15 protein-coding genes are annotated in these 23,617 nt (G+C 34.7%); 13 read left to right on the forward strand and 2 right to left on the reverse strand.

Features of this window, described 5'->3' with window-relative positions; genetic code table 11:
- Positions 1–114 precede the first annotated feature (114 nt).
- From SOM12_RS13715 to nagB, 6 genes are all read left to right on the forward strand, one after another.
- Complete coding sequence (locus tag SOM12_RS13715; protein WP_320493831.1) at positions 115–2,535, forward strand: sugar-binding domain-containing protein; 2,421 nt, start codon at positions 115–117, stop codon at positions 2,533–2,535.
- A 301-nt stretch (positions 2,536–2,836) separates the two neighbouring features.
- Positions 2,837–4,048, forward strand: a complete 1,212-nt coding sequence (locus tag SOM12_RS13720) for a DUF4272 domain-containing protein (RefSeq protein WP_320493832.1) — start codon at positions 2,837–2,839, stop codon at positions 4,046–4,048.
- 187 nt (positions 4,049–4,235) lie between these two features.
- Positions 4,236–4,793: a YdeI/OmpD-associated family protein gene (locus tag SOM12_RS13725; RefSeq protein WP_320493883.1), complete on the forward strand. Its 558-nt coding sequence runs from the start codon at positions 4,236–4,238 to the stop codon at positions 4,791–4,793.
- Between the two features lie 47 nt (positions 4,794–4,840).
- On the forward strand, positions 4,841–5,488 hold the full coding sequence (locus SOM12_RS13730; protein WP_095930364.1) for a Pr6Pr family membrane protein: 648 nt from the start codon (positions 4,841–4,843) through the stop codon (positions 5,486–5,488).
- 138 nt (positions 5,489–5,626) lie between these two features.
- Positions 5,627–7,720 carry an alpha-L-fucosidase gene (locus tag SOM12_RS13735; RefSeq protein ID WP_320493833.1) on the forward strand — a complete coding sequence of 698 codons (2,094 nt, stop codon included), beginning with the start codon at positions 5,627–5,629 and terminating at the stop codon, positions 7,718–7,720.
- Positions 7,721–7,860: 140 nt separating this feature from the next.
- Positions 7,861–9,774, forward strand: coding sequence for a glucosamine-6-phosphate deaminase (nagB, locus tag SOM12_RS13740; RefSeq protein WP_320493834.1), 1,914 nt, complete (start codon positions 7,861–7,863; stop codon positions 9,772–9,774).
- Positions 9,775–10,057: 283 nt separating this feature from the next.
- Here the strand turns inward: nagB and SOM12_RS13745 are convergent, their stop codons facing one another.
- Both SOM12_RS13745 and SOM12_RS13750 read right to left on the reverse strand, forming a co-directional pair.
- Complete coding sequence (locus tag SOM12_RS13745; RefSeq protein ID WP_095930367.1) at positions 10,058–10,771, reverse strand: LytR/AlgR family response regulator transcription factor; 714 nt, start codon at positions 10,769–10,771, stop codon at positions 10,058–10,060.
- 70 nt (positions 10,772–10,841) lie between these two features.
- Positions 10,842–11,900 (reverse strand): sensor histidine kinase, encoded by a 1,059-nt coding sequence (locus SOM12_RS13750; protein ID WP_095930368.1) that lies wholly within the window; start codon positions 11,898–11,900, stop codon positions 10,842–10,844.
- A gap of 130 nt (positions 11,901–12,030) precedes the next feature.
- Here SOM12_RS13750 and SOM12_RS13755 point away from each other — a divergent pair, with 130 nt between their 5' ends.
- The 7 genes from SOM12_RS13755 to SOM12_RS13785 all read left to right on the forward strand — a co-directional run bounded on the left by SOM12_RS13755 (position 12,031) and on the right by SOM12_RS13785 (position 23,506).
- Positions 12,031–14,262 (forward strand): GH92 family glycosyl hydrolase, encoded by a 2,232-nt coding sequence (locus SOM12_RS13755; protein ID WP_320493835.1) that lies wholly within the window; start codon positions 12,031–12,033, stop codon positions 14,260–14,262.
- Positions 14,263–14,289: 27 nt separating this feature from the next.
- Positions 14,290–16,167, forward strand: a complete 1,878-nt coding sequence (locus SOM12_RS13760; protein WP_320493836.1) for a sodium:solute symporter family protein — start codon at positions 14,290–14,292, stop codon at positions 16,165–16,167.
- Positions 16,168–16,713: 546 nt separating this feature from the next.
- Positions 16,714–17,679, forward strand: a complete 966-nt coding sequence (locus SOM12_RS13765; RefSeq protein ID WP_095930371.1) for a glycoside hydrolase family 130 protein — start codon at positions 16,714–16,716, stop codon at positions 17,677–17,679.
- A 7-nt stretch (positions 17,680–17,686) separates the two neighbouring features.
- Positions 17,687–18,754 carry a carbohydrate-binding family 9-like protein gene (locus SOM12_RS13770; RefSeq protein ID WP_320493837.1) on the forward strand — a complete coding sequence of 356 codons (1,068 nt, stop codon included), beginning with the start codon at positions 17,687–17,689 and terminating at the stop codon, positions 18,752–18,754.
- Positions 18,729–19,847 (forward strand): putative glycoside hydrolase, encoded by a 1,119-nt coding sequence (locus SOM12_RS13775; RefSeq protein ID WP_320493838.1) that lies wholly within the window; start codon positions 18,729–18,731, stop codon positions 19,845–19,847. Before SOM12_RS13770 ends, SOM12_RS13775 begins: the two co-directional genes overlap by 26 nt.
- 91 nt (positions 19,848–19,938) lie before the next feature.
- A complete protein-coding gene (locus SOM12_RS13780; protein ID WP_320493839.1) occupies positions 19,939–20,961 on the forward strand; it encodes a N(4)-(beta-N-acetylglucosaminyl)-L-asparaginase in 1,023 nt (340 codons plus the stop codon).
- A gap of 232 nt (positions 20,962–21,193) precedes the next feature.
- Positions 21,194–23,506 carry a glycoside hydrolase family 20 protein gene (locus tag SOM12_RS13785; protein WP_320493840.1) on the forward strand — a complete coding sequence of 771 codons (2,313 nt, stop codon included), beginning with the start codon at positions 21,194–21,196 and terminating at the stop codon, positions 23,504–23,506.
- The last annotated feature ends 111 nt before the right edge of the window (positions 23,507–23,617 follow it).

The raw sequence follows: 23,617 nt of genomic DNA on the forward strand, positions 1-23,617 counted from the left end.
AGAAATCTCCACAAGAAGCTCGACAAAGACTGTCGACTTAGTTTGCGTGGGCTTCGACTTCGCTCAGCCTGACAAAAACGAAGTAGAAATTAAGATAGAATAAAAAACATATTTATGATAAAACATAAAAACATATTTCAAAAAATTACAATTGTCTTATTGTTTTCGGTATCAGTTTTTGCACAAAAACAAGCCAGAATTGTCGAAGACTTTAACAAAAACTGGAACTTCAAATTAGGAGATTATCCCGAAGCAATAAATGCCAATTTTAATGCTTCTGATTGGAGAACCCTTCAATTACCTCACGATTGGAGTATTGAAGGAACTTTTGATAAAGACAGTAAAACCAAACAAGCACAAGGATTTTTACCGGCAGGAAAAGGCTGGTATCGCAAAGTTTTTAAAATTCCTGCGAATTGGAAAAACAAAACAGTTTCGATTGAATTTGACGGTGTTTTTAAAAACAGTGAAGTTTTCATAAATGGAAAATCTTTAGGAATTCGTCCAAATGGTTATATTTCTTTTGGTTATGATTTAACGCAGTATTTAAACTTCGGAAAAGAAAATATTATTGTAGTAAAAGTTGATAATGATGCTCAACCCAATTCCAGATGGTACACGGGTTCAGGGATTTATAGAAATGTACGTTTGGTTGCAAGCGAAAAACTTCACGTAGGAAAGTGGGGAACTTATGTTACTACGCCTGAAGTTTCGACAGTTAAATCAAAAATACATTTAGAAGTTACCATTGATAATGATAATGCTTCGGAAAAAGAATTTAAACTCGTTACTTCGATTGTAAATGCAGAAAATAAAGAAGTTGCCAATTATACTTCAACAGAAAAAATCGGTGCTAAAACATCAGAAAAAAAGTTTCATGATTTAGAAGTAAAACAGCCAAAATTGTGGAGTACAGAGAATCCGTATTTGTATAAAGTTATCACTAAAGTGTATGAGAAATCGAAATTGGTTGACAATTATGAAACACCGCTTGGATTTAGATATTTCAATTTTGATTCCGAAAAAGGATTTTCATTAAATGGAGTTCCAACTAAAATTTACGGCGTGTGTCTGCATCACGATAATGGCGCTTTGGGTGCGGTAGAAAACATTCATGCGGTTCGCAGAAAACTAGCTTTAATGAAAGAAATGGGAGCAAACGCTATCAGAATGTCTCATAATCCGCATTCTTTGGAAATGATGCAATTGTGCGACGAAATGGGGTTCATCGTTCAGGACGAAGCTTTTGACGTTTGGAAAAAGAAAAAAGTAACCAACGATTACCACAAAGATTGGGATGCTTGGCACAAACAGGATTTAGAAGATTTTATCAAAAGAGACCGTAATAATCCGTCGGTTATGATGTGGAGTATTGGAAACGAAATCAGAGAACAATTTGATTCGACTGGAATTGCAATTACCAGAGAATTGGCTAAAATAGTAAAATCATTAGACGCAACTCGTCCCGTAACTTCGGCTTTGACGGAAAATGTAATTGAGAAAAACTTCATTTACCAATCGGGAGCTTTGGATCTTTTGGGATTCAATTACAAACATGAAGATTATAAAGATTTTCCAACGAAATTTAAAGGGCAAAAGATATTAGCATCCGAAAGTGTTTCGGCTTTAGAAACGCGTGGACATTATGATTTTCCTGACGGAATTAAAGCTTGGCCAACAAAACATGGTGCTCCGTTTGACGGAAATGCAGATTGGACCGTTTCGGCTTACGATCAGGTAAAATCGTATTGGGGAGCAACCCACGAAGAGAACTGGAAAACAATCAAAAAACAGGATTTCATGGCAGGGACTTTTATCTGGACGGGTTTTGATTATATCGGAGAACCAGATCCGTATCCTTTTCCTGCAAGAAGTTCTTATTTCGGAATCGTCGATTTAGCCGGACTTCCAAAAGATGTTTATTATATGTATCAAAGCGAGTGGTCGAATAAAACAGTTCTGCATATTTTACCGCATTGGAACTGGAAAAAAGATCAAGAAGTAGAAGTTTGGGCCTATTACAATAATGCTGATGAAGTAGAATTATTCTTAAACGGAAAATCTTTAGGAAAAAAAACCAAACAAAATGATGATTTGCATATTTTTTGGCGTGTAAAATTTGAACCAGGAACATTAAAAGCTGTTTCAAGAAAGAACGGAAAAGTAGTTTTAGAGAAAGTAATCCGAACTGCAGGAGAAGCTTCTAAATTAGATTTGCAAGCTGATAAAACTGCAATCAAAAATGATACTTACGATTTGGTTTACGTAACCGTCTCTATGACTGATAAAGACGGAAATTTAGTTCCAAATGCCATGGATTTAATCAATTTTGAAGTTTCTGGCGGAGGAAAATTAGTTGGTGTTGATAATGGTTATCAAGCCAATTTGGATTCGTTTAAAGCTAATTTTTGTAAATTGTTTAATGGGAAATGTATTGCGATTATCCAGTCTAATGGGAAGAAAGAGAATATTAAGTTGAAAGCGACAGCAGGGAATGGAATTTCGGTTTCAACGATTCAGATAAATGTTAATTAATTTTATATGTCGCTCCGCTGGAGCTTTTATTCTGTAATGAGGTGGATTTCTATAAATATTAAGCTTCTCCGAAGCTTTGTTTTAGATAATTATTCGATTTCAATTTTAGCTCTGGGAGAGCGAAATATTTATAGAAAAATGAGTCTCACATAAGAATAAAGCTCCAGAGGAGCGAAATAATACAAACAATCAAAATCCGTTTCAAAATAGATGCGGATTTTTTGTTTTTTGCTCATTTAGAATATTTATTATTCTTGTAGAATTAAACTTATATTTGCCCTAATAACATAAAAGCCGAAAAATGATTTGTACAATTTATTCGCATCATTTAGGACTGGAAAAAATCAAACAAATATTTCTTTCTCATGTACCTAAAGGTGTTTTTTCTACTAATGGTGAAAACCTTGAATTTGAAGTGAAAGGTGGAATTTTAAGTCCATCAAAAAAAGTAACTATTTTTTACAGAGAAAGAGCTATTCCTTCTTATCAAATTCCACAAATAGACGATTCTGAATTAACTGCAAATTTGAAAGGTTTGTATGGTTTTGTAGATTCGTTACCTACTGAAAATGAAAAGGTAAAAGAATTATTTCTTCATAAAATACAAACACTAAATTCTGAATTTTCGATTCGTGAAGACAAGGGAGAATTGAAAGAATTAGACATTATTATAGCCGATCTTGCAAAGGAATTTGATGCAGTTTTATTTGTTCAGCCAAAAACTATAATAAGTAAATCTGAAACGCAACATTTTTTAGATAAAGATTTAAATCTAATTATTGATACAGAAGGAAGATGTGAAATTGAAGAATTAAAGGTTAATATAAATTCGGAATATTTTGACAATGATCAGACAGAATTAGACGAAGATCAAATAGAAAGAAAAGCTCAAAACGAAGAAATTCTTGAAAAAGAAAATGTAAAAATCAATAAGCATTTGCCTTGTGTTGAATCGGAAAGAGAAACTACAATTCGATCAGCAAAAGAAATAGCCGAAAGAGTGAGTGTTTTGGCTGTGACGAATTTAGTTGCCTTTAACACCATTTCGTCTGAAGAAGCTGTTGATTATTTACAGAATTATAAACTTTGGGAATTTGTAACAGAAGGCGAAAAAGAGTTTCTGGCGAATCCAACGGATGACAAAAAAAGCTATGAAACTTGGAAATGCGAGGGTATTTGGACTTTAATGTGGGCTTTGAAAAAATTCGATACACTTGATTTTCCAAATGAATTTTGCGATCTCGGAAATATTAGTGAAGAAAATTATCCTGTTGCAAAAGACAAAGATCCTTTTGAATTTATTAATACAGTTCATGAAGTTCGTTCTAAAAAAGAAATTTTAGATGCTGCAGATTTGTATTACAGATACAATTGGGCCTGTGTAGACGAAAGGATTAATGGAAGACAAATAGAAAACATTAATCCAGGAATTGTTTACGAAAGACAATATGCGCTCAATTGGCTGATTCATTATATGGATCAAGATTGGGATAATGTGACCTGTGATACTTAATATAAATGCAAGACTTGTTGCTCGCAAAGTCGCGAAGTTGCAAAAATTTTAAACCATATAAGTTATGTAAGTAATTTAAGTTTTGACTTAATTGAACTTAAATTACTTATATGGTTTGTTTTTTTTAATAAACTTTGCGCTTTAGCGTCTTTGCGAGATTCTTTATACATTTATGAAAAAAAACAAAATGACACCAACTTTCTTCGCAGATCAATTAGAATTTAGAAAATGGCTTGAGAAGAACCATCAAAATGAAAATGAACTTTTGGTTGGTTTTTATAAAGTAACAAGTAAAAAGCCTTCTATGAGCTGGTCAGAATCGGTTGATCAGGCGCTTTGTTTTGGCTGGATTGACGGCGTTCGAAAATCTATTGATGCCGAAAGTTATACGATTCGTTTTACTCCGAGAAAACCGTCAAGTATTTGGAGTGCTATTAATATTCAGAAGATGGAAGATTTGACTAATGCTGGACTTATGACAGATGCTGGTTTGAAAGCATTTAGTTTTAGAACTGAAAATAAGTCTAAAATTTATTCGCACGAAAAAGAACCAGTTCCGCTGTTAGAAGTTTACGAAAAACAGTTTCAAAACAATAAAATCGCTTGGGAATATTTTGAGAAGCAAGCGCCTTCTTATAAAAAAGTGATAATTCATTGGATTATGAGTGCCAAACAGGAAAAAACACAACTGTCAAGGCTTGAAAAAACTATTGCTGAGAGTGAGAAACAGAAAAGAGTGCTGTGAATATTTCGAATAAAATCCTTATTTTAGTAATCTGACTTTAGCGAAATATGGAAAGAGAAAATACCACAAAAATTAAAGGGGAGATTTTGCTGGGTATTATTTTTGCCCTAGAGTTATACGCCTTACCTGTACAGTTTTATTTGCTGCTAAAAAATCCTGAATTTACTTTTTTCAGTGCAGCAGTCCGCTTTTTTAGTTTCTTTACCATTACAACAAATACAATCGTTATTATTTGCAGTGCTTTGTTATTATTTGGAGGAAGAAGTTCGGCAAATGCTTTCTTTAGAAAATGTACTACTATTACGGCAATTACAGTTTATATATTGATTGTCGGAATTGTTTTTAATTTGCTCCTTCGTCCAGTTTTAGATTTACAAGGACATCATCTTATTGTAAGCGAAATTTTCCATACCGTTGTGCCTGTTCTATTTTTCTTTTTCTGGCTGTTTTTTGTAAGTCCAGAAAAGATCTCTTTTAAAGTTATTTCATCTTGGCTGATTTATCCAATTATCTATATCATTTACACTTTGTTTCACGGACTTGCAACCGAATTTTATCCGTACCCTTTTATAGATGCAACCCAATTAGGTTTTCAAACGGCAATTATAAACGGATTTTTTGTTTTACTGTCCTTTGTGATTTTATCTATTATTCTGATTTCTATTTTTAGAATCAAGACAAAAAGTTTGACCTAATTCTCGATAAGATATATATACTAAAAATCCACTTTTGACCAAAACGCTTTAAAAAATGTTGTTGGTCGAAATTCTATTCGAAAGATTTCAATTTATACTACATTTATGCTTTATAGACCATTTTAAAGCAGATCAGCAATGAAAAAAATATTCCTTTCCTTATGTCTTTTGGGTGTGATTTCTAATGCTTCAAGTCAGGAATTCGCTAATGCACCAAAGCCTTTTGGACCGCTTCCCACACAGAAACAAATCGATTGGCAGGAGATGGAATTTTATGCTTTTGTGCACTTTTCATTAAATACATTTACCAATAAAGAATGGGGTTACGGAGACGAGTCGCCAGAACTTTTTAATCCATCACAATTAGATGTTCGTCAATGGGCGCGCGTGGTAAAAGAAGCCGGAATGAAAGGCATTATTCTGGTCGCTAAACACCATGACGGATTCTGTTTATGGCCTTCAGCTTACACAGAACGTTCAGTTAAGAATTCACCTTGGGAAAATGGAAAAGGGGATTTGGTTAAAGAATTGGCCGAAGCTTGTAAAGAATACGATTTAAAACTCGGATTATATCTTTCGCCTTGGGATAGAAATCATCCGCAATACGGCAAACCTGAATATATAACGTATTTCAGAAATCAGTTAAAGGAATTATTGACGAATTATGGAGATGTTTTCGAAATGTGGTTTGACGGTGCAAATGGCGGAGATGGTTATTATGGCGGTGCAAACGAAACCAGAAAAATCAATTCGTTGACTTATTACAATTGGGATGAAACGTATAAATTGATTTACGATATCGCACCAAAAACGCTAGTTTGGGGTGTTGGCCCATCAGAAGCGCGATGGATTGGAAACGAAGAAGGGCGTGCAGGAAAAACCAATTGGTCGTTATTACGCCAAAAAGATGAGTTGGCTGGAAAAGTGCATTACAGCGAATTCATGTCTGGACATGAAGACGGGGAAAAATGGGTTCCTGGCGAAGCCGATGTTTCGATCAGACCGGGATGGTTTTATCATTCGGTTGAAGACGATAAGGTTCGTTCGCTTGACGAAATGGTCGATATTTATTATGAATCGATTGGACGTAATGCCACTTTATTATTAAATCTTCCTGTTGATACTCGCGGTTTGGTTCATGAAAATGACGAAGCGAGATTGAAAGAATTGGTTGCTACAATTAAAGCAGATTTTAAAACCGAATTATTAGCAGGAGCAAAAGTTCAAGCTTCAAACACAAGAGCAGTCGATTCTAATTTCGGACCTGAAAATGTAATTGATGGAAATAAAAATACGTATTGGGCAACAGACGATAAAGTAAAACAAGCTACAATTGAATTTACATTTAAAAAGCCAACTGCAATTAATAGAATTTTGCTTCAAGAATATATCAAGCTTGGGCAACGTGTAAAAGAATTTTCTGTTGAAGCAAAAGTGGACGGACAATGGAAAACGATTGCCAACGAAACTACAATTGGTTACAAAAGAATTCTTCGTTTAGATCGTGTCACAGCTTCTGCAATTAGAGTTAATATTTTAGATGCTAAAGCAGGATTTGTAATCAGTACAATTGAAGCTTATAATGCTCCGACTTTCATTAAGGAACCTCAAATTCTTCGTGATAAAAATGGTTTGGTTACGATTAGATCGGAAAGCGGCAATGCAGTTTATTATTCGCTTGACGGAAAAAATCCTTCAGAAAAAAGTACTTTATACAAAGCGCCATTCCTATATAATAAAGCAGTAGAAATTAAAGCCATTTCGAGAAATACAAAAGAAAAAATTAATAGTGCAATTAGAACAGCCAAATATGGTGTTTCTAAAGAAAAATGGAGCGTAATTTCTATTTCAAGCGGAGATGATAAATCGGTTGAGAGAATTATTGACGGAGATGCCAATACCGATTGGGGATTTGGAAATGATCAAAACAAACTGCCTCAAGCAATCATTATCGATATGGGCGAAGCAAGAGAAATAAAAGGCTTTACATACACGCCACAGCAAGTTGGAAATAATTTGAATTTGATTTCGAATTATGAATTCTATACTAGCGAAGATAATATTACTTGGACAAAGCAATCAGAAGGAGAATTCTCTAACATCAAACACAATCCAATTGAGCAGCTTAAGAGTTTTACTGCGGTAAAAGCAAGATTTTTACGATTTGTTGCTACAGCTGCTGTAGGAAAAGGGCAGGCAGTTTCAATTGCTGAAATTGGGGTAATTGAATAAATGCTTCTTTGCGAAGTATTAAAATAACTTAGCACATCTTATTTTGTCTTTTGCCGAAGCGCAGTCGTTATTAGTCGAATTTTTGAGTGGAACGGATAATTTAATTCTACTTTTATTTTAGAAATTAAATGACAAGGCAAATGATTAAAGAAGATATAGGTTTTAGAGAAGCAGGGAAATTTGAAGAAACTCGTTTTGAGAAAATTCACAATGTTATTTTCGAATCGTCGCAAGAAGCTTCTTTACTTGTTGCGCAAGAAATTGCCAATTTAATTCAGAGAAAAAATGAGCTAAACGAACCTTGTGTTTTAGGTTTGGCTACAGGTTCTTCGCCAATTAAGGTATATGAAGAATTGGTTAGAATGCACAAAGAGGAAGGTTTGAGTTTTGAAAATGTGGTGACTTTTAACTTAGATGAATATTATCCGATGGATAAAAATGATATTCAGAGTTATTATCATTTTATGCACGAACATTTATTTCATCATGTAAATATTCTTCCTAAAAATATAAATATTCCAGACGGGCAGGTGAGTGCCGAGGAATTACAGCAATATTGCATCGATTATGAGATGAAAATTAAATCGTACGGCGGATTAGATTTTCAGCTTTTAGGAATCGGAAGAACAGGACATATTGGGTTTAATGAGCCAGGTTCTCATGTGAATTCAGGAACCAGAAGTATTACTTTGGATCATATCACGAGAGTCGATGCGGCTTCTTCTTTTTTAGGAATTGACAATGTTCCAAGAAAAGCCATAACAATGGGAATTGGAACCGTTAGAAATGCAAAAAGAATTGTTTTGCTAGGCTGGGGAATCAGTAAAGCAGGAATTATAAAAAAGACAATCGAAGGGGGAGTTTCTTCGCAAGTTCCAGCTACGTATTTGCAAGAGCATAACAACACAACATTTGTTCTAGATACAGAAGCCTCGTCTGAACTAACAAGAGTAAAAACACCATGGTTGGTAAAGTCTTGTGTTTGGACAGATGAATTAAAATTAAAAGCGGTGGCTTGGTTAAGTGAGTTGACGAAGAAACCTTTCCTGAAACTGACGGACAAAGATTATAACGACAACGGAATGTCGAGTCTTTTGACGGAAGAAGGAACTGCATACGATTTGAATATTAAAATGTTCAATAAAATGCAGCAAACCATCACGGGATGGCCGGGCGGAAAACCCAATGCTGATGATACGTACAGACCGGAGCGTTCCACGCCGGAAAAGAAAAGAATTATCATTTTCAGCCCGCATCCAGATGATGATGTGATTTCGATGGGAGGAACATTTGACCGTTTGGTAGAGCAAGGACACGAGGTTCATGTAGCCTATCAGACTTCTGGAAATATTGCCGTATCAGATGTTGAAGCTTTAAAGTTTGCAGAAATTTCGAAAGCATTGCATCCAGATTCTAGAATGTCTGATAAAATAATCGATTTTCTTCAGAACAGAACTGGAAATGAAATTGACTCGTTAGAAGTTAGAAAATTAAAAGGCTTGATTAGAAGAAGCGAATCTTTTGGAGCAACTCGTTACATTGGTTTGCCAGATTCTAACGTAAACTTTTTGGATCTTCCGTTTTATGAAACAGGAACGGTTAAAAAGAATAATCTTTCAGATGCAGATGTCGACATTATGTGTGACATTATTGAAAGAATAAAACCGCATCAAATTTATGCCGCTGGAGATTTAGCAGATCCGCATGGAACTCATAAAGTATGTTTAGACAGTTTGTTTGAATCTTTAAAAAGACTAAAAAACAAAAGTTTTATGGATGATTGCTGGGTTTGGTTATACCGAGGCGCATGGCATGAATGGGAATCGTACCAAATTGACATGGCAGTACCAATGAGTCCTGACCAGGTTTTAAAGAAACGACATGCTATTTTTTATCACCAGTCTCAAAAAGACGGCGTTATGTTTCAAGGTGATGATAGCAGGGAGTTTTGGGTTCGAGTTGAAGATAGAAATAGATTGACTGCAGAAAAATATCACAGCTTAGGTTTAGCAGATTATTCGGCTATTGAAGCGTTTAAAAGATATCACTTTTAGTTTTTTGCAGCATAAAGATAATAGACTATTTCATGGTTTATTTTGGTTAGTTACCTATAATTGAGAGAAAATGCGGTCGTGGTTGGCCGCATTTTCGTTTTTTATCCTTTTGTGTTTTTTAATTGCGAAGGTTTTTTTACCGCAAAGTGCGCTAAGGTTTACGCAAAGTTCGCAAAGATTTTATTCTAAGTTGTGTAAAAAATGGAAAAAAAAAGTTCGCAAAGCTTTGAGAAAAAACTTTGCGAACTTTGCGTAAATCCTTGCGTGCTTTGCGGTAAAACCTTTATATAGATGAATTCAGGATTTTCTGTTTTACTTCATCAATATAAGATCTTCCTATGACGTATCGAAGTCCTTCAATTTCAATGCTGTTTCCTTCAACGGCGTCAATTTTGTCAATCGCAATCGTATAAGATCGGTGGATTCTGATAAAATCTCTCTCTGGTAATAAACTTGTAAAATCAGATAAAGTACTGTGAATGATAAACTTTCCAGAAGTTGTACTGATTTTTAAATAGTCTTTTAAGCTTTCAATTACTAGAATTTCGTTCAAGAAAATCTTTTTCATTTTTTTCTTGTCGATTTTCACGAAAATAAAAGGATTCTCTTTGCTATTTTCCTGCGGAAGCTTAACTGCGTTATTAAGACGTTTGTTGATTTTGTTTACCGCTTTCATTAATCTAGGAAACTCAATTGGTTTTACTAGATAATCTAAAACATCAAGCTCGTAAGTTTCAATCGCAAACTGATCGTAAGCACTTGTAATAATAAGTAAAGGAGGGTTTTCTAAACTTTTAATAAAATTAATACCGTCCAAAACAGGCATGTTAATGTCTAAAAAAATTACATCTATAGTATTGTTTTTTAAGAAATTTAATCCTTCGATAGAATTGCTAAAAGTATTTACTAATTCTAAATCTTCAATCTGTTCAATATAATTTTTAATAACGTTTATTGCCAATGGCTCATCATCGATAATTAAACACTTTATTTTCATTTGTACTGTTATTTTTGGCCGATATGTGGTTTTTTGTAGGTATAGTTTTCTAAACTTATAAAAGGTGGGGTTATGTGACTTTTATAACTAGTTTAACGACAAAAATATTCTTTTTATTTTTAAATGAAAGCTTATAGTCACTTTTATTATATCCTAATTCGAGTCTTTTTTTTACGTTTTCAATACCTATACCACTTGACTTGTTAAAATTATCTTTATGTACGGTAAATTCGGGCATTGGGTTTGAAATTGTAAAGTATAAAAAATCTCCTTTTACTTTAAAGTTAATGTCAATTACAACATTTCCAGTGTTTTTGTTCACGCCGTGCTTAAAAGCATTTTCGACGAAAGTTAAAAGCAATACAGGAGAAATTTCTTTATCATGAATATCTCCAGAAATGTACATATTTACTTCAAGTCGTTCTCCGTTTCTAATTCTTTCCAGATCCAGATAATTCTGAATGCACATGATCTCATTTTCGAGAGTTTGTTTTTTGCCTTTTGTTTCATAAAGCATGTAGCGCATCAATTCGGAAAGCTTTAAAACGATTTTTGGCGTTTTGTTTGATTTTTCTACAGAAAGAGAATAAATATTATTTAAGGTGTTAAAGAAAAAATGTGGAGAAATCTGTGACTTCAAAAACAACAATTCGGTTTCTAGCTGCGATTTTTCTAAATCTGTCACACGTCTTTGTTCTTTTAAGAAATCTAAAGTGATTTTAATGGCAGTAACAAAAGTCATTACATACAATTCACCCATCATCATATCTATCGTATAGTTGAGTGTAAGTGTACTGATGGTTTGCGGACCTTCGGGCCAAACATCGTGTGTAATCAATAGATAAGTCAGATTGAATTTTAAAACAACCATGACAAAAATCGCTGATAATACACTTATTATATATAGGAAGTACTTTTTGCGATAAATAAACAAAGGCATTAAAACCAAAATATTTAGATAACACAATGCCATGTGAATTGGAAATCCGAGTAAAGTGGTTTTTAATGAATAAACATAATCGTTAAAATAGCTTCCCCAGCGGAATGTATTGAATACAAAATAGGTTAGCCAAAAGTAAACGTGATAACGTATAGGTAAACTATAAGGTTTGTTTGAGTTGAAAATCATAATCGTAGAATAGAATGTCGTTTGTTACTATTTTTTGATGTTTAGAGCTGTTTAAATGTCGTCCGTCTAAAAATATTTTGGTAAAAGTTGAATTTATCTAAATTTAAAGTTAAATTAATATTGTTTTGATATGAGGAAAATTACTCTGCTTTCTCTGACGGTAATTTTAACTGCAAGTTGCAAAATAAATGTAGATAAAAATCAACATAAGCAAAGTTTTGCAACAAATTATGTAGATCCTTTTATAGGTACTGGCGGGCACGGACATACATATCCGGGCGCAACAGTTCCGTTTGGGATGCTGCAAGTGAGTCCAGATAATGGGGTTTCTAGCTGGGACTGGTGCTCAGGCTATCATTATTCTGACTCGATAGTTTCTGGATTTAGTCATTTACATTTAAGCGGGACAGGAATCGGTGATTTGGCAGACATTTTATTTATGCCGACAAACAAAAAGTTAGACTTAACCGCCAAAGCCGCTTCACGCGATTTCTTACCGTATAAATCAAAATATAATCATGTTAACGAAAAAGCAATACCGGGTTATTACCAAGTTTTTCTTGAAGATCCTAAAATCAATGTAGAATTAACTTCTACGCAAAGAACCGCATACCATAAGTATACCTATAATAATAACGATACACAATCTGTTATCGTAGATTTAGGTTTTGCCATTAATTGGGACAAAGCGGTAAAAACGGCCATAACAGTCGAAGACGCAAATACAATCAGCGGATACCGTTATAGTACAGGTTGGGCAAAAAATCAGAAAGTGTTTTTTGTAGCGAAGTTTTCTAAACCCATTACAGAATCTATTATTACTGCTGATAAAAAAGTAATTTCAGGTAAGAATGCTGAAGCCGAAAACACGGCTTTACAGTTATTCTTCGATTCTAATAACTCTAATGAATTAGGCGTTAAAGTGGCACTTTCTTCTGTAAGTATCGCTAATGCGAAAGATAATTTAGATAAAGATCAGGAATTTGAAAAAGTAAAAACAGATGCATCTTTAGATTGGAACAAAGCTTTAAGTAAAATTACAGTTGAAACTCCGGTTGATTCTTTAAAAACCATTTTCTATACCGCTTTATATCACGCTCAAGTTGCGCCTGTAACGTACAGCGATAAAAACGGACAATTTAGAACTGAGGATGATAAAATTGTTACTTCAAAAAATTATACCGCTTATTCTACTTTATCTCTTTGGGATACTTTTAGAGCTGAAAATCCATTACTTACCATTTTAAATCCGAATAAAGTTTCAGATATGGTTAACTCCATGTTAGCATATTACGAGACTAAAAAGATACTTCCGGTTTGGACATTATATGCTAATGAAACCAATACCATGACAGGATATCATTCTATTCCCGTTATTGTGGATGCTTATATGAAAGGCATTAAAGGTTTTAATGCTGAAAAAGCTTTTGAAGCTATGAAAGCAACGATGATGCAAGACGAACGCGGATTGAATTTCTACAAAAAATACGGTTACATTCCTTATAATTTATTAGACGAATCGGTTACCATTACTTTAGAATATGCTTATGATGATTGGTGTGTGGCCCAAATGGCGAAAGCTTTAGGAAAAACAACTGATTATGAGTTTTTCTCGAAACGTTCAAAAGCTTACGAATATTTATTTGATGCCAAATCTGGTTTTATGAGAGGAAAATCTGAAGATGGAAAATCTTGGAACGAACCTTTCGATCCAAAACATTCCAACCATAGAGAACATACCGATTATACAGAAGGAAACGCTTGGCAACACAGCTGGTTTGTGCCTCATAATGTTGACAATTTTATTAAACTTCATGGCGGAAATGACATTTTCACCAAACGATTAGAACAATTATTTACAGAGAGTTCTGAGATTACAGGAAACAATGTTTCAGCTGATATTTCTGGTTTGATCGGACAATATGCGCACGGAAACGAGCCAAGTCACCACATTGCTTATATGTTTAACCACGCTGGTCAGCCTTGGAGAACCCAATATTGGGTGCGTCATATTTTGGATACGCAATATAATACGACTGCAAATGGTCTAAGCGGAAACGAAGACTGCGGACAAATGTCGGCTTGGTATGTATTCAGCTCAATGGGATTGTACCCAATGAATCCAGCTTCTGGTGAATACGAAATTGGAAGTCCGATTTTCGAAAAATCAACTTTAAATCTTCCAAATGGGAAAACTTTTGTAATTGAAGCAGAGAATGTTTCAAACAAAAACTTCTATATCCAATCGGTTACTTTAAACGGAAAAGCATTTAATAAAACAGCGATTTCTCACCAAGAAATGCTAAAAGGCGGTGTACTTCATTTTGTAATGGGAGCACAGCCAAACAAAAACTGGGTCTGAACTAACTAATTCAAAATAAATAATTTAATGAACATAATAGACGTATCAATCATTTTAATCTATATCGTACTCTCGGTCGGTATCGGAATCTGGATTTCAAGAAAAGCATCAAAAGGACTTGACGATTATTTCCTTGGCGGGAAATCAATCAAATGGTATTTTTTAGGATTGAGCAATGGCTCGGGAATGTTTGATGTTTCGGGAACTTCCTGGATGATTGGAGTTTTATTTTTATATGGAGTAAAAAGCTTCATGTTTATGTGGCTTTGGCCAATATGGAATCAGATTTTTGTGATGATGTTCCTCGCGGTCTGGATTAGAAGATCAAAAGTAATGACAGGTTCCGAATGGATTTTAACTCGTTTTGGAAGCGACAAAGCAGGAAAAGCATCTCATATTATTGTGGCTATTTTTGCCATCATTTCTACAATTGGTTTTATCGCTTATTTTTTCGTTGGAATCGGGAAATTTGTAACCATCATTCTTCCTTGGGATTTAACGGTTCATATGAACGGTGGCGTTTTATTAACCTCAGAACAAGCTTATGCCTTGTTAATCATTTTCTTAACTACCATTTATACAGTTAAAGGTGGAATGTTTTCTGTTGTAGCGACAGAGGTTGTACAATATATTATTATGATTGTTGCGGGAGTTTTAATCGCGGGTTATGCATTCATTAATTATACAGATATTCAGATTAATTCGGTAATTACGCCAGAATGGAAAAATGTTTTCTTCGGATGGGAATTTGAAACGCAATGGAGCGATAAATTCGAAACGTTCAACAGATTAATTGATACGGAAGGTTATAAGATGTTTGGCGCTTTCATCGGAATGACACTTTTCAAAGGATTCTTTGCAAGTGTTGCAGGACCAACTCCAAGCTACGATTTACAAAGAGTTCTTTCTACAAAATCGGTTAAAGAAGCGGCTTACATGAGTGGTTTTACCAACTTAATTTTATTCATTCCTAGATATTTATTAATTACAGGAATTGTGGTTATTGCTTTAGTGAATTTAGCACCAGAATTAAATGCAAACGTAAATTTAACGGGCGCAGATTTAGAATTATTAATGCCTAAAGTGGTCAATCTTTATATTCCCGTTGGTATTAAAGGAATTCTTCTTGCAGGTTTATTAGCCGCTTTTATGTCTGGATTCTCCGCTTTTGTAAATGCAGGTCCAGCGTATATTGTAAATGATATTTATAAAAAATACTTTAAACCAGTTGCTTCAAATCAGCACTATATTAAAGTAAGTCAGATTTCTTCTTTCTTAGTTGTTGGTCTTGGAGTTTTCATGGGATTCTTCGCAGATTCGATCAACTCATTAACACTTTGGATTACAAGTGCTCTTTACGGAGGTTACGTTGCAGCGAACTTCTTAAAATGGATTTGGTGGCGTTTTAACGGATGGGGCTATTTCTGGGGAATGGTCGGCGGATTAATCGCAGCTTCCCTTCAATTTGTTTTAGATCAAAACAAAGGAAATCTAGCAGCAGGAACATTCTTGCATGATCTTTCGCAAGTGCCATCCATTTACTTATTCCCATTAATTTTCGGAATGTCAATTTTAGGTTGTCTTTTAGGAACTTACTTAAGCAAACCAACAGATATAGAAGTACTGAAATCTTTCTACAGCAATGTGAGACCTTGGGGATTCTGGGGTCCAGTTTACAAACAGTTAAAAGCGGAAGATCAGTCTTTCCAAAAAAATAATGATTTCTATTTGGATATGATGAATTGTGTAATTGGAATTGTATGGCAGTCAAGCATGATTCTGCTTCCAATTTACTTCATTATTAGAGATTATCCAAAAGCGACTGTGGCATTGGTGGTTTTCTTAGTGACGACTACAGTGTTGAAGTTTACTTGGTTAGACCGAGTTAGGAAGATAGAAGAGTAGATTTTTAGAGAATAGAGTATAGAATAAAGAGTATAGAATAAAGAGTATAGAATAAAGAGTATAGAATAAAGAGTATAGAATAAAGAGTATAGAATAAAGAGTACAGAATCAGGATTTTAGAGGAGATTATTTTGATTCGATAAATTTTAAACACATAGAAACATAGACTTTTTTTAATTTGAAAAAGGAAAAAGAAAGAAACTAGTTTCTAACACATAGATTTAAACATAGCCCGTAGTTTCAACTACGGGAACGCAAGATTGGCCGTGCTGTTATGTACAGCAACTTTGTAAAAGTTCAAAAATTTGACAAAGTTTAACAGTGCAGTTTGTCATCCTGAGGAACGAAGGATCACACACGTAACTCGACAAAGATTGGCGACATAGATTGCGGAGCTTCTAGTGTGATCCTTCCTTCGTCAGGATGACAAAATAGAGCTATGTGATTTATTCAAAGTAAAATGCCTTTTAAGCGTTCCAAAAAACTATGATTCTATGTGTTTAAAAAAGAATAAAACAAAAAACTAATACATAAAAAGAACAAAAAATGAGTACTATTCCTTGGCAAGACAGACCCGAAAACAGTAAAGATGTAATGTGGAGATATTCTGAGAATCCAATTATCGACAGATATTCGATTCCTTCATCAAACAGTATATTCAATAGTGCAGTTGTACCTTTTGGAGACGGATATGCTGGGGTTTTCAGATGTGATAATAAAGCAGTTCAGATGAATATTTTTGCTGGTTTCAGTAAAGATGGTATCAATTGGGACATTAACCACGAACCAATTGAGATGAAATCTGGAAATACAGAAATGATTGAATCGGCTTATAAATACGATCCGCGAGTGGTTTGGATCGAAGATCGTTACTGGATTACTTGGTGTAACGGTTACAACGGACCAACAATTGGTATTGGTTACACTTTCGATTTTAAAGAATTTTTCCAATGTGAAAATGCCTTTTTACCATTCAACAGAAACGGAGTTTTGTTTCCACAGAAAATCAACGGAAAATATGCGATGTTAAGCCGTCCAAGTGATAATGGACACACGCCATTTGGAGATATCTGGATCAGTTACAGCCCAGATATGAAATATTGGGGAGAACATAGATTGGTAATGAAACCAAGTCCGTTTGAAAAAAGTGCTTGGCAATGTACAAAAGTGGGAGCAGGACCAATCCCGATTTTAACTGAAGAAGGATGGTTAATGATTTACCACGGAGTTATTAATACTTGCAACGGTTTCCGTTATGCAATGGGTTCAGCGCTTTTAGATGTTAATTCGCCAGACCAAGTAAAATACAGAACGCAACCTTATTTATTAGGCCCAGCAGAGACTTATGAAATGGTTGGAGATGTGCCAAACGTAGTATTCCCTTGCGCTGCTTTACACGATATTGAAGAAGATAAATTAGCAGTTTATTACGGTGCAGCAGATACACATGTTGCTATCGCTTTCGGAAAATTAAGTGAAGTAATTCAGTTTACAAAAGATAATAGTTTATAATATAAAGATGCATAGTAGAAGTAAATTATTGTCCCTTGCCGTTTTTTTTGTTGGTTTGATGGGTTATTCGCAATCTGAAAAAGAGGTTACACCAAAAAGTTATATTGCGTATAAGACTTCAAAGGAAATTGTTATTGACGGAGACGGGGCAGATAAAGACTGGGAAAAAGCAACTTGGACAACACCTTTTGTCGACATAGAAGGCGTTGAAAAACCAAAATACAATACTCAGGTCAAAATGCTTTGGGACGATAATTACTACTATATCCTGGCAAAAATGGAAGAGCCTCACGTTTGGGCAAACCTAAGACAACGCGATACGATTATTTTTTATAATAATGATTTTGAGGTTTTTATTGATCCAGATAATGATACTCACAATTATTATGAATTAGAAATAAATGCGTTAAACACCGCTTGGGATTTATTTATTAATAAACCTTACAGAGAAAAAAATACGGTTTTAAACGATTGGAATATTACAGGTTTAAAATCGGCTGTAAAGATTGATGGAACTTTAAATAATGCTTCAGATATTGATAAAGGCTGGACATTAGAAATTGCAATTCCGTGGTCGGTTTATAAAACATCTTATTTCGACGATATTGTTCCGAAAGATAAATTTTGGAAAGTCAATTTCTCTAGAGTGAATTGGCAGCATTCAGTTATCGACGGAAAATACGAACGCAAAAAAGATTCAGAAGGAAAATTTCTCCCAGAATACAATTGGGTTTGGTCGCCTATGGGAGTGATAAATATGCATGAGCCCGAAAAATGGGCTTATGTATACTTCTCTTCTAAAGAAAGCGATGATAAATTTTCAATTCCGCAGGAAGAAAAAGTAAAATGGGAACTGTATACTTTGTACCGCGCTCAAAAAAGATATTTCGAAAAGAATAAATCTTGGGCAAAATCGTTGCAAAGTATCAGTAAAAAAAATATAGTGGTTGACGGAAAGACTTTAAAGCCAATTTTAGAAAATCATTCATCAGGATTTAATATCTTGGTAAAAAGTCCTTTTTCAAACAAAACCTTAATAATTAAAGAAGATGGTAAAATTATTACGAACGAATAAGTTTCAAAAACTATCAAAAGTTTTAGTATTAGCGCTTTCGCTGAGTTTATTCTCTTGCGGACAAAAAGAAAATAAAGATCAGGAAAACGGTAAATTCACTTTTGGTGTTTGGACCACTGCTGACGCTAAAAAGTCGGATTCAGATTATTCTAAAGAATTCAAAAAATACAAAGACGGCGGAATCGATGAAGTTTTAATTAACACGCAAACCGATCCGAAACTATTAGCAAGATTAGTTCCGCTTGCAAAAAAAGAAGGACTAAAAGTTCACGCTTGGATTATGGCAATGAATCGTCCAAATGATTCGATCGCTTTACAGCATCCAGATTGGTATCAAGTAAGCAAAGAAGGAAAATCTTGCTTTGATAATCGTCCGTATGTAGATTATTACCAATGGCTTTGCCCAACTAAAGAAGAATCTAGAAACCACGTTTTAGGTTTAGTAGAAGGTTTAGCTAAAGTTGAAGGAATTGAAAGTGTACATTTAGATTACATTCGTTTTCCGGATATTTTCTTGCCAATCAGTTTATTACCAAAGTATAATTTGGTGCAAGATGTAGAATTGCCACAATTTGATTTCTGTTATTGTGATGCGTGCGTAAGCAAATTCGAAAAAGAACATCATAAAAATTCGAAAAAGAGCCATAATACGTCAATTGATATGGAGTGGAAAAACTTCAGATTAAATGCAGTAAAAGCGGTGGTTGACGATGCGTATAAAATTGCTCATAAACACAATAAAAAATTAACGGCAGCAGTATTTCCTTATCCCGAAATGGCAGATCATATGGTACGCCAGCGTTGGGATAAATGGAATATTGATGAAGTGTATCCAATGATTTATCATAGTTTTTATGATGAAGAAATTGACTGGGTAGGTTATGCAACCAAACAAGGTGTAGCCGATTTAGAAGGAAAACAAACGAAAGTAAATACAGGAATTTATATTCCAAGTTTAAAATCGGATGCAGAATTGAAAGAAGCGATTTTAGAAGCTAAGAAAAATGGTGCAACAGGAGTTTCCTTTTTTGACGGAAATGCTTTATCAGACAGTAATTTAAAAACAATTAAGTCGGTAAAAGCGTCGTTGTAGTCGATTTTACTGGGATTAAAAATTATTACTGATTAATTTAGCAACATGAAGAACAATTAGTTTCTGAAAGTTGAATTAAAACCAAAAAGACATGTCAAATAGAAGAGATTTTATTAAGAAAACCACTTTAGGCACTTTAGCCATTAGTTCTGTTTTGGGTGTAAGCGGATTTGCTGCAAATCACGAAAATGAACCAGAAGCTGAATCAAAAGATAAAAAACAGACCAAACCAATTATCATCTCGACATGGAATCATGGTTTGCCTGCAAATAAAGAATCTTGGAAGAATTTAAAAGAAGGAAAATCAGCTTTAGATGCTATCGAAGCTGGAATGAAAATACCTGAAGCAGATCCGAATGTCCGCAGTGTGGGTTACGGTGGATATCCAGATCGCGAAGGGAAAGTGACTCTTGATGCGTGTATCATGGATCATAACAGTAATTGCGGATCTGTTTGTTTCTTGCAAGGAATTAAACACCCCATTTCTGTTGCTAAAAGAGTATTACAAAACACGCCACACGTAATGTTAGCAGGGCAAGGAGCATTGCAATTTGCCTTGTCTGAAGGTTTTAAAGAAGAAAATTTATTAACTACAGAATCTGAAAAAGACTGGAAAAAATGGCTAGAAGATTCAAAATACAAGCCAGTTATTAATATAGAAAATCACGATACCATAAGCATGCTAATGTTAGACCAAGATGGCAATCTTTCTGGCGGATGTACCACAAGTGGTGCTGCTTGGAAGATGCACGGACGCGTCGGTGACTCCCCAATAATCGGCGCGGGTCTTTTCTTGGATAACGAAGTGGGAGCCGCAGCGGCAACTGGTTTGGGTGAAGCGGTTATTAGAACTGCCGGAAGTGCTATGGTTGTCGAACTAATGCGTCAGGGAAAATCTCCTTATGATGCTTGTAAAGAAATCACAGAACGTATTTACAACAAACATAAAAACCACAAAGACATGGAATACCTGCAAGTTGGTTTTATTGCTTTGAATAAAAACGGAGAATACGCAGGTTACAGCCTAAGGTCAGGATTTAATTACGCCGTTTCTGATGACGCAAAAGGCCACAGAATGGAAGACGCGAAATTTAAAATGTCTTGGGATAAATAATTATACCGTTTAGAACTCTGTCAAAGTTTGAAACTTTGACAAAGTTTAACGACACAGTTTTGTCATCCTGAGGAACGAAGGATCACACTAGTTGATCGACAAAGATTGACGAATTTCTTTGAGGAATTCCTAGTGTGATCCTTCGTTCCTCAGGATGACAAACAAAAACTAAAAAAGTATATCTCTAAAAGTAGCTTTATAAGTAACTGTTAGAGAAACCAAAAAACAAAGAATGAAAAAATTACTATTCCTATTAACCGTAATCACTTCAATTTTCTCGGCGAATGCACAGAAAGTTTATACGGAAAATGATATTCGGATCATTCCAAAACCGAGTCAGACTTTTATTAAAACGGGGGTTTTTGAATTTACAAGAGATACAAAGTTTGTGGTTAACGGTGATTTTCAGAAAGACGCTGCAAATGCTTTGGCATCAAAATTTGAGACTGCTGCAGGATGGAAACCAGAAGTTACCACAAAAGCTCCTGCGAGTAATTATGTTTTATTAAAAACAGATCCGAACTTAAAAAATGAAGCTTACGTTTTGGATGTAAATCCAACTAATATTGTGATTTCTGCTAAAGGAAATAATGGATTTTTATATGCTTTAGAAAGTGTTAGACAATTGCTTCCTGAAGCCATCGAAAGTAAATTTGCGATTAGTTCTGCAAAATGGCAAATTCCAAGCTTGACCATTAATGATGAGCCTCGTTTTAAATGGAGAGGTTTAATGCTGGATTTATCACGTCATTTCTTCGATAAAAATTATGTTTTAGCCACGATCGATCGTTTGGCAGCACATAAAATGAATGTTCTGCACATGCACTTAGTTGATGATCAAGGCTGGAGAATTGAAATTAAAAAATATCCAAAACTAACAGAAGTTGGTGCTTGGAGAGTAGATCAGGAAAATGTTTCTTGGAATGCCAGATTAACGACAAATCCTGATGAAAAAGGAACTTACGGCGGATTTTTTACACAAGACGAATTAAAAGAAATCGTAAAATATGCTGCGACAAAAGGAGTTGAAGTAATTCCAGAAATCGAAATGCCGGCTCACGTAAGCAGCGCCATTGCAGCTTATCCAGAATTGGCTTGTTTCAACCAGAGAATTGGCGTTCCGTCAGGAGGAGTTTGGCCTTTAACAGATATTTATTGTGCTGGAAAAGAAACTACGTTTGAGTTTTTGCAAAATGTAATTGATGAAGTAATTACCATTTTCCCTTCAAAATACATTCATATTGGTGGAGACGAAGCAACTAAAACCAATTGGGCAAAATGTCCACACTGCCAAAAAAGAATCAAAGACGAGCGTTTGAAAAGTGTTGACGAATTACAGAGCTACTTTGTAAAACGCATGGAAAAATATATCAATTCAAAAGGTAAAAAAGTTATCGGTTGGGATGAAATTTTAGAAGGCGGTTTAGCTCCAGATGCGACAGTAATGAGCTGGAGAGGAACGAAAGGCGGAATTGAAGCAGCAGATCAAGGTCACGATGTAATTATGACACCAGAAACGCCTTGCTATTTCAACTTTTACCAAGGGCCTCAAAACGAAGAACCATTAGCTTTTGATGCTTATAATCCACTAAGCGAAGTGTACAAATTTGATCCTGTAGTTTCAACTATGACACCTCAGGAAGCTGCGCACGTATTAGGAGGACAAGCTAATTTATGGGCAGAACATATTGCGGGACCAAAAGATTCTGAATATATGATTTTTCCAAGATTAGCGGCTTTGTCAGAAACCTTATGGAGTCCGAAAGAGAAACGTAATTGGAACGATTTTACGTCGAGATTGTTTTCAATGTTTAAACGTTACGATTATCAAGGATTAAATTATGCGAAAAGCGCATATTTGGTAACCGCTTCTTCAACAGCAGATTTGGCCAATAAACAAGTGAAAGTGGAATTGAAAAATGAATTTCCAAATCCAGATATCCGCTATGTTTTAGGAAACCAAAGCATTGATCATCATGCTATAAAATATACAAGTCCAATTGAAATCAAAGAAACTACTGTTTTAAAAGCTTCTTTATTTCAAGACGAAAAACCAGTTGGAAAAACTTTTACAGATACGATTGTTTTCCATAAAGGATTTGCGAAAAAAGTGAAATACTTAACGCCTTTCAACCAGAGTTATAAAGGAGATGCTAATACTATGGTAAATGCCATTCGCGGAAGCAAAAATTTCCATGACGGACAATGGCAGGCTTGGCTGGTTAATGATATGGAATTGGTAATCGATTTGGAGAAAGTAGAAAGTATAGAACAAGTTACAGTTGGGGCTTTAGAAAGTCAAGGTGCTGGAGTTAATTTCCCAATTCAAGTAAAAGTGTTGATTTCTACAGACGGAATTAAATATACGCAAGTGGGTAAAATAATGCGTCCGTATGCGGTAAATCCAGTTCCGGAATTGAAAGATTTTAAAATTAATTTCCAGAAACAAAATGCACGTTTTGTAAAAGTAATTGGAGGCAACTTAAAGAAAAGTCCAAAAGGAGAAAGCTCTTGGTTGTTTGTGGATGAAATTTTGGTGAATTAAATATTTTTAAACACATAGAAACATAGTTTTTTTTCTTTTGAAACTTGGATAAAAGAGTTTAGGAAGAAATTAGTTTCTCACACAAAGCTTAACGTGTAATGCTTGTTAAGT

This window comes from Flavobacterium sp. CFBP9031, from assembly GCF_034044945.1.
Classification (GTDB): domain Bacteria; phylum Bacteroidota; class Bacteroidia; order Flavobacteriales; family Flavobacteriaceae; genus Flavobacterium.

Coding starts and splice junctions, on each gene's coding strand:
- SOM12_RS13715 (WP_320493831.1), top strand. CDS start 115: ATGATAAAACATAAAAACATATTTCAAAAAATTACAATTGTCTTATTG.
- SOM12_RS13720 (WP_320493832.1), top strand. CDS start 2,837: ATGATTTGTACAATTTATTCGCATCATTTAGGACTGGAAAAAATCAAA.
- SOM12_RS13725 (WP_320493883.1), top strand. CDS start 4,236: ATGACACCAACTTTCTTCGCAGATCAATTAGAATTTAGAAAATGGCTT.
- SOM12_RS13730 (WP_095930364.1), top strand. CDS start 4,841: ATGGAAAGAGAAAATACCACAAAAATTAAAGGGGAGATTTTGCTGGGT.
- SOM12_RS13735 (WP_320493833.1), top strand. CDS start 5,627: ATGAAAAAAATATTCCTTTCCTTATGTCTTTTGGGTGTGATTTCTAAT.
- nagB (WP_320493834.1), top strand. CDS start 7,861: ATGATTAAAGAAGATATAGGTTTTAGAGAAGCAGGGAAATTTGAAGAA.
- SOM12_RS13745 (WP_095930367.1), bottom strand. CDS start 10,771: ATGAAAATAAAGTGTTTAATTATCGATGATGAGCCATTGGCAATAAAC.
- SOM12_RS13750 (WP_095930368.1), bottom strand. CDS start 11,900: ATGATTTTCAACTCAAACAAACCTTATAGTTTACCTATACGTTATCAC.
- SOM12_RS13755 (WP_320493835.1), top strand. CDS start 12,031: ATGAGGAAAATTACTCTGCTTTCTCTGACGGTAATTTTAACTGCAAGT.
- SOM12_RS13760 (WP_320493836.1), top strand. CDS start 14,290: ATGAACATAATAGACGTATCAATCATTTTAATCTATATCGTACTCTCG.
- SOM12_RS13765 (WP_095930371.1), top strand. CDS start 16,714: ATGAGTACTATTCCTTGGCAAGACAGACCCGAAAACAGTAAAGATGTA.
- SOM12_RS13770 (WP_320493837.1), top strand. CDS start 17,687: ATGCATAGTAGAAGTAAATTATTGTCCCTTGCCGTTTTTTTTGTTGGT.
- SOM12_RS13775 (WP_320493838.1), top strand. CDS start 18,729: ATGGTAAAATTATTACGAACGAATAAGTTTCAAAAACTATCAAAAGTT.
- SOM12_RS13780 (WP_320493839.1), top strand. CDS start 19,939: ATGTCAAATAGAAGAGATTTTATTAAGAAAACCACTTTAGGCACTTTA.
- SOM12_RS13785 (WP_320493840.1), top strand. CDS start 21,194: ATGAAAAAATTACTATTCCTATTAACCGTAATCACTTCAATTTTCTCG.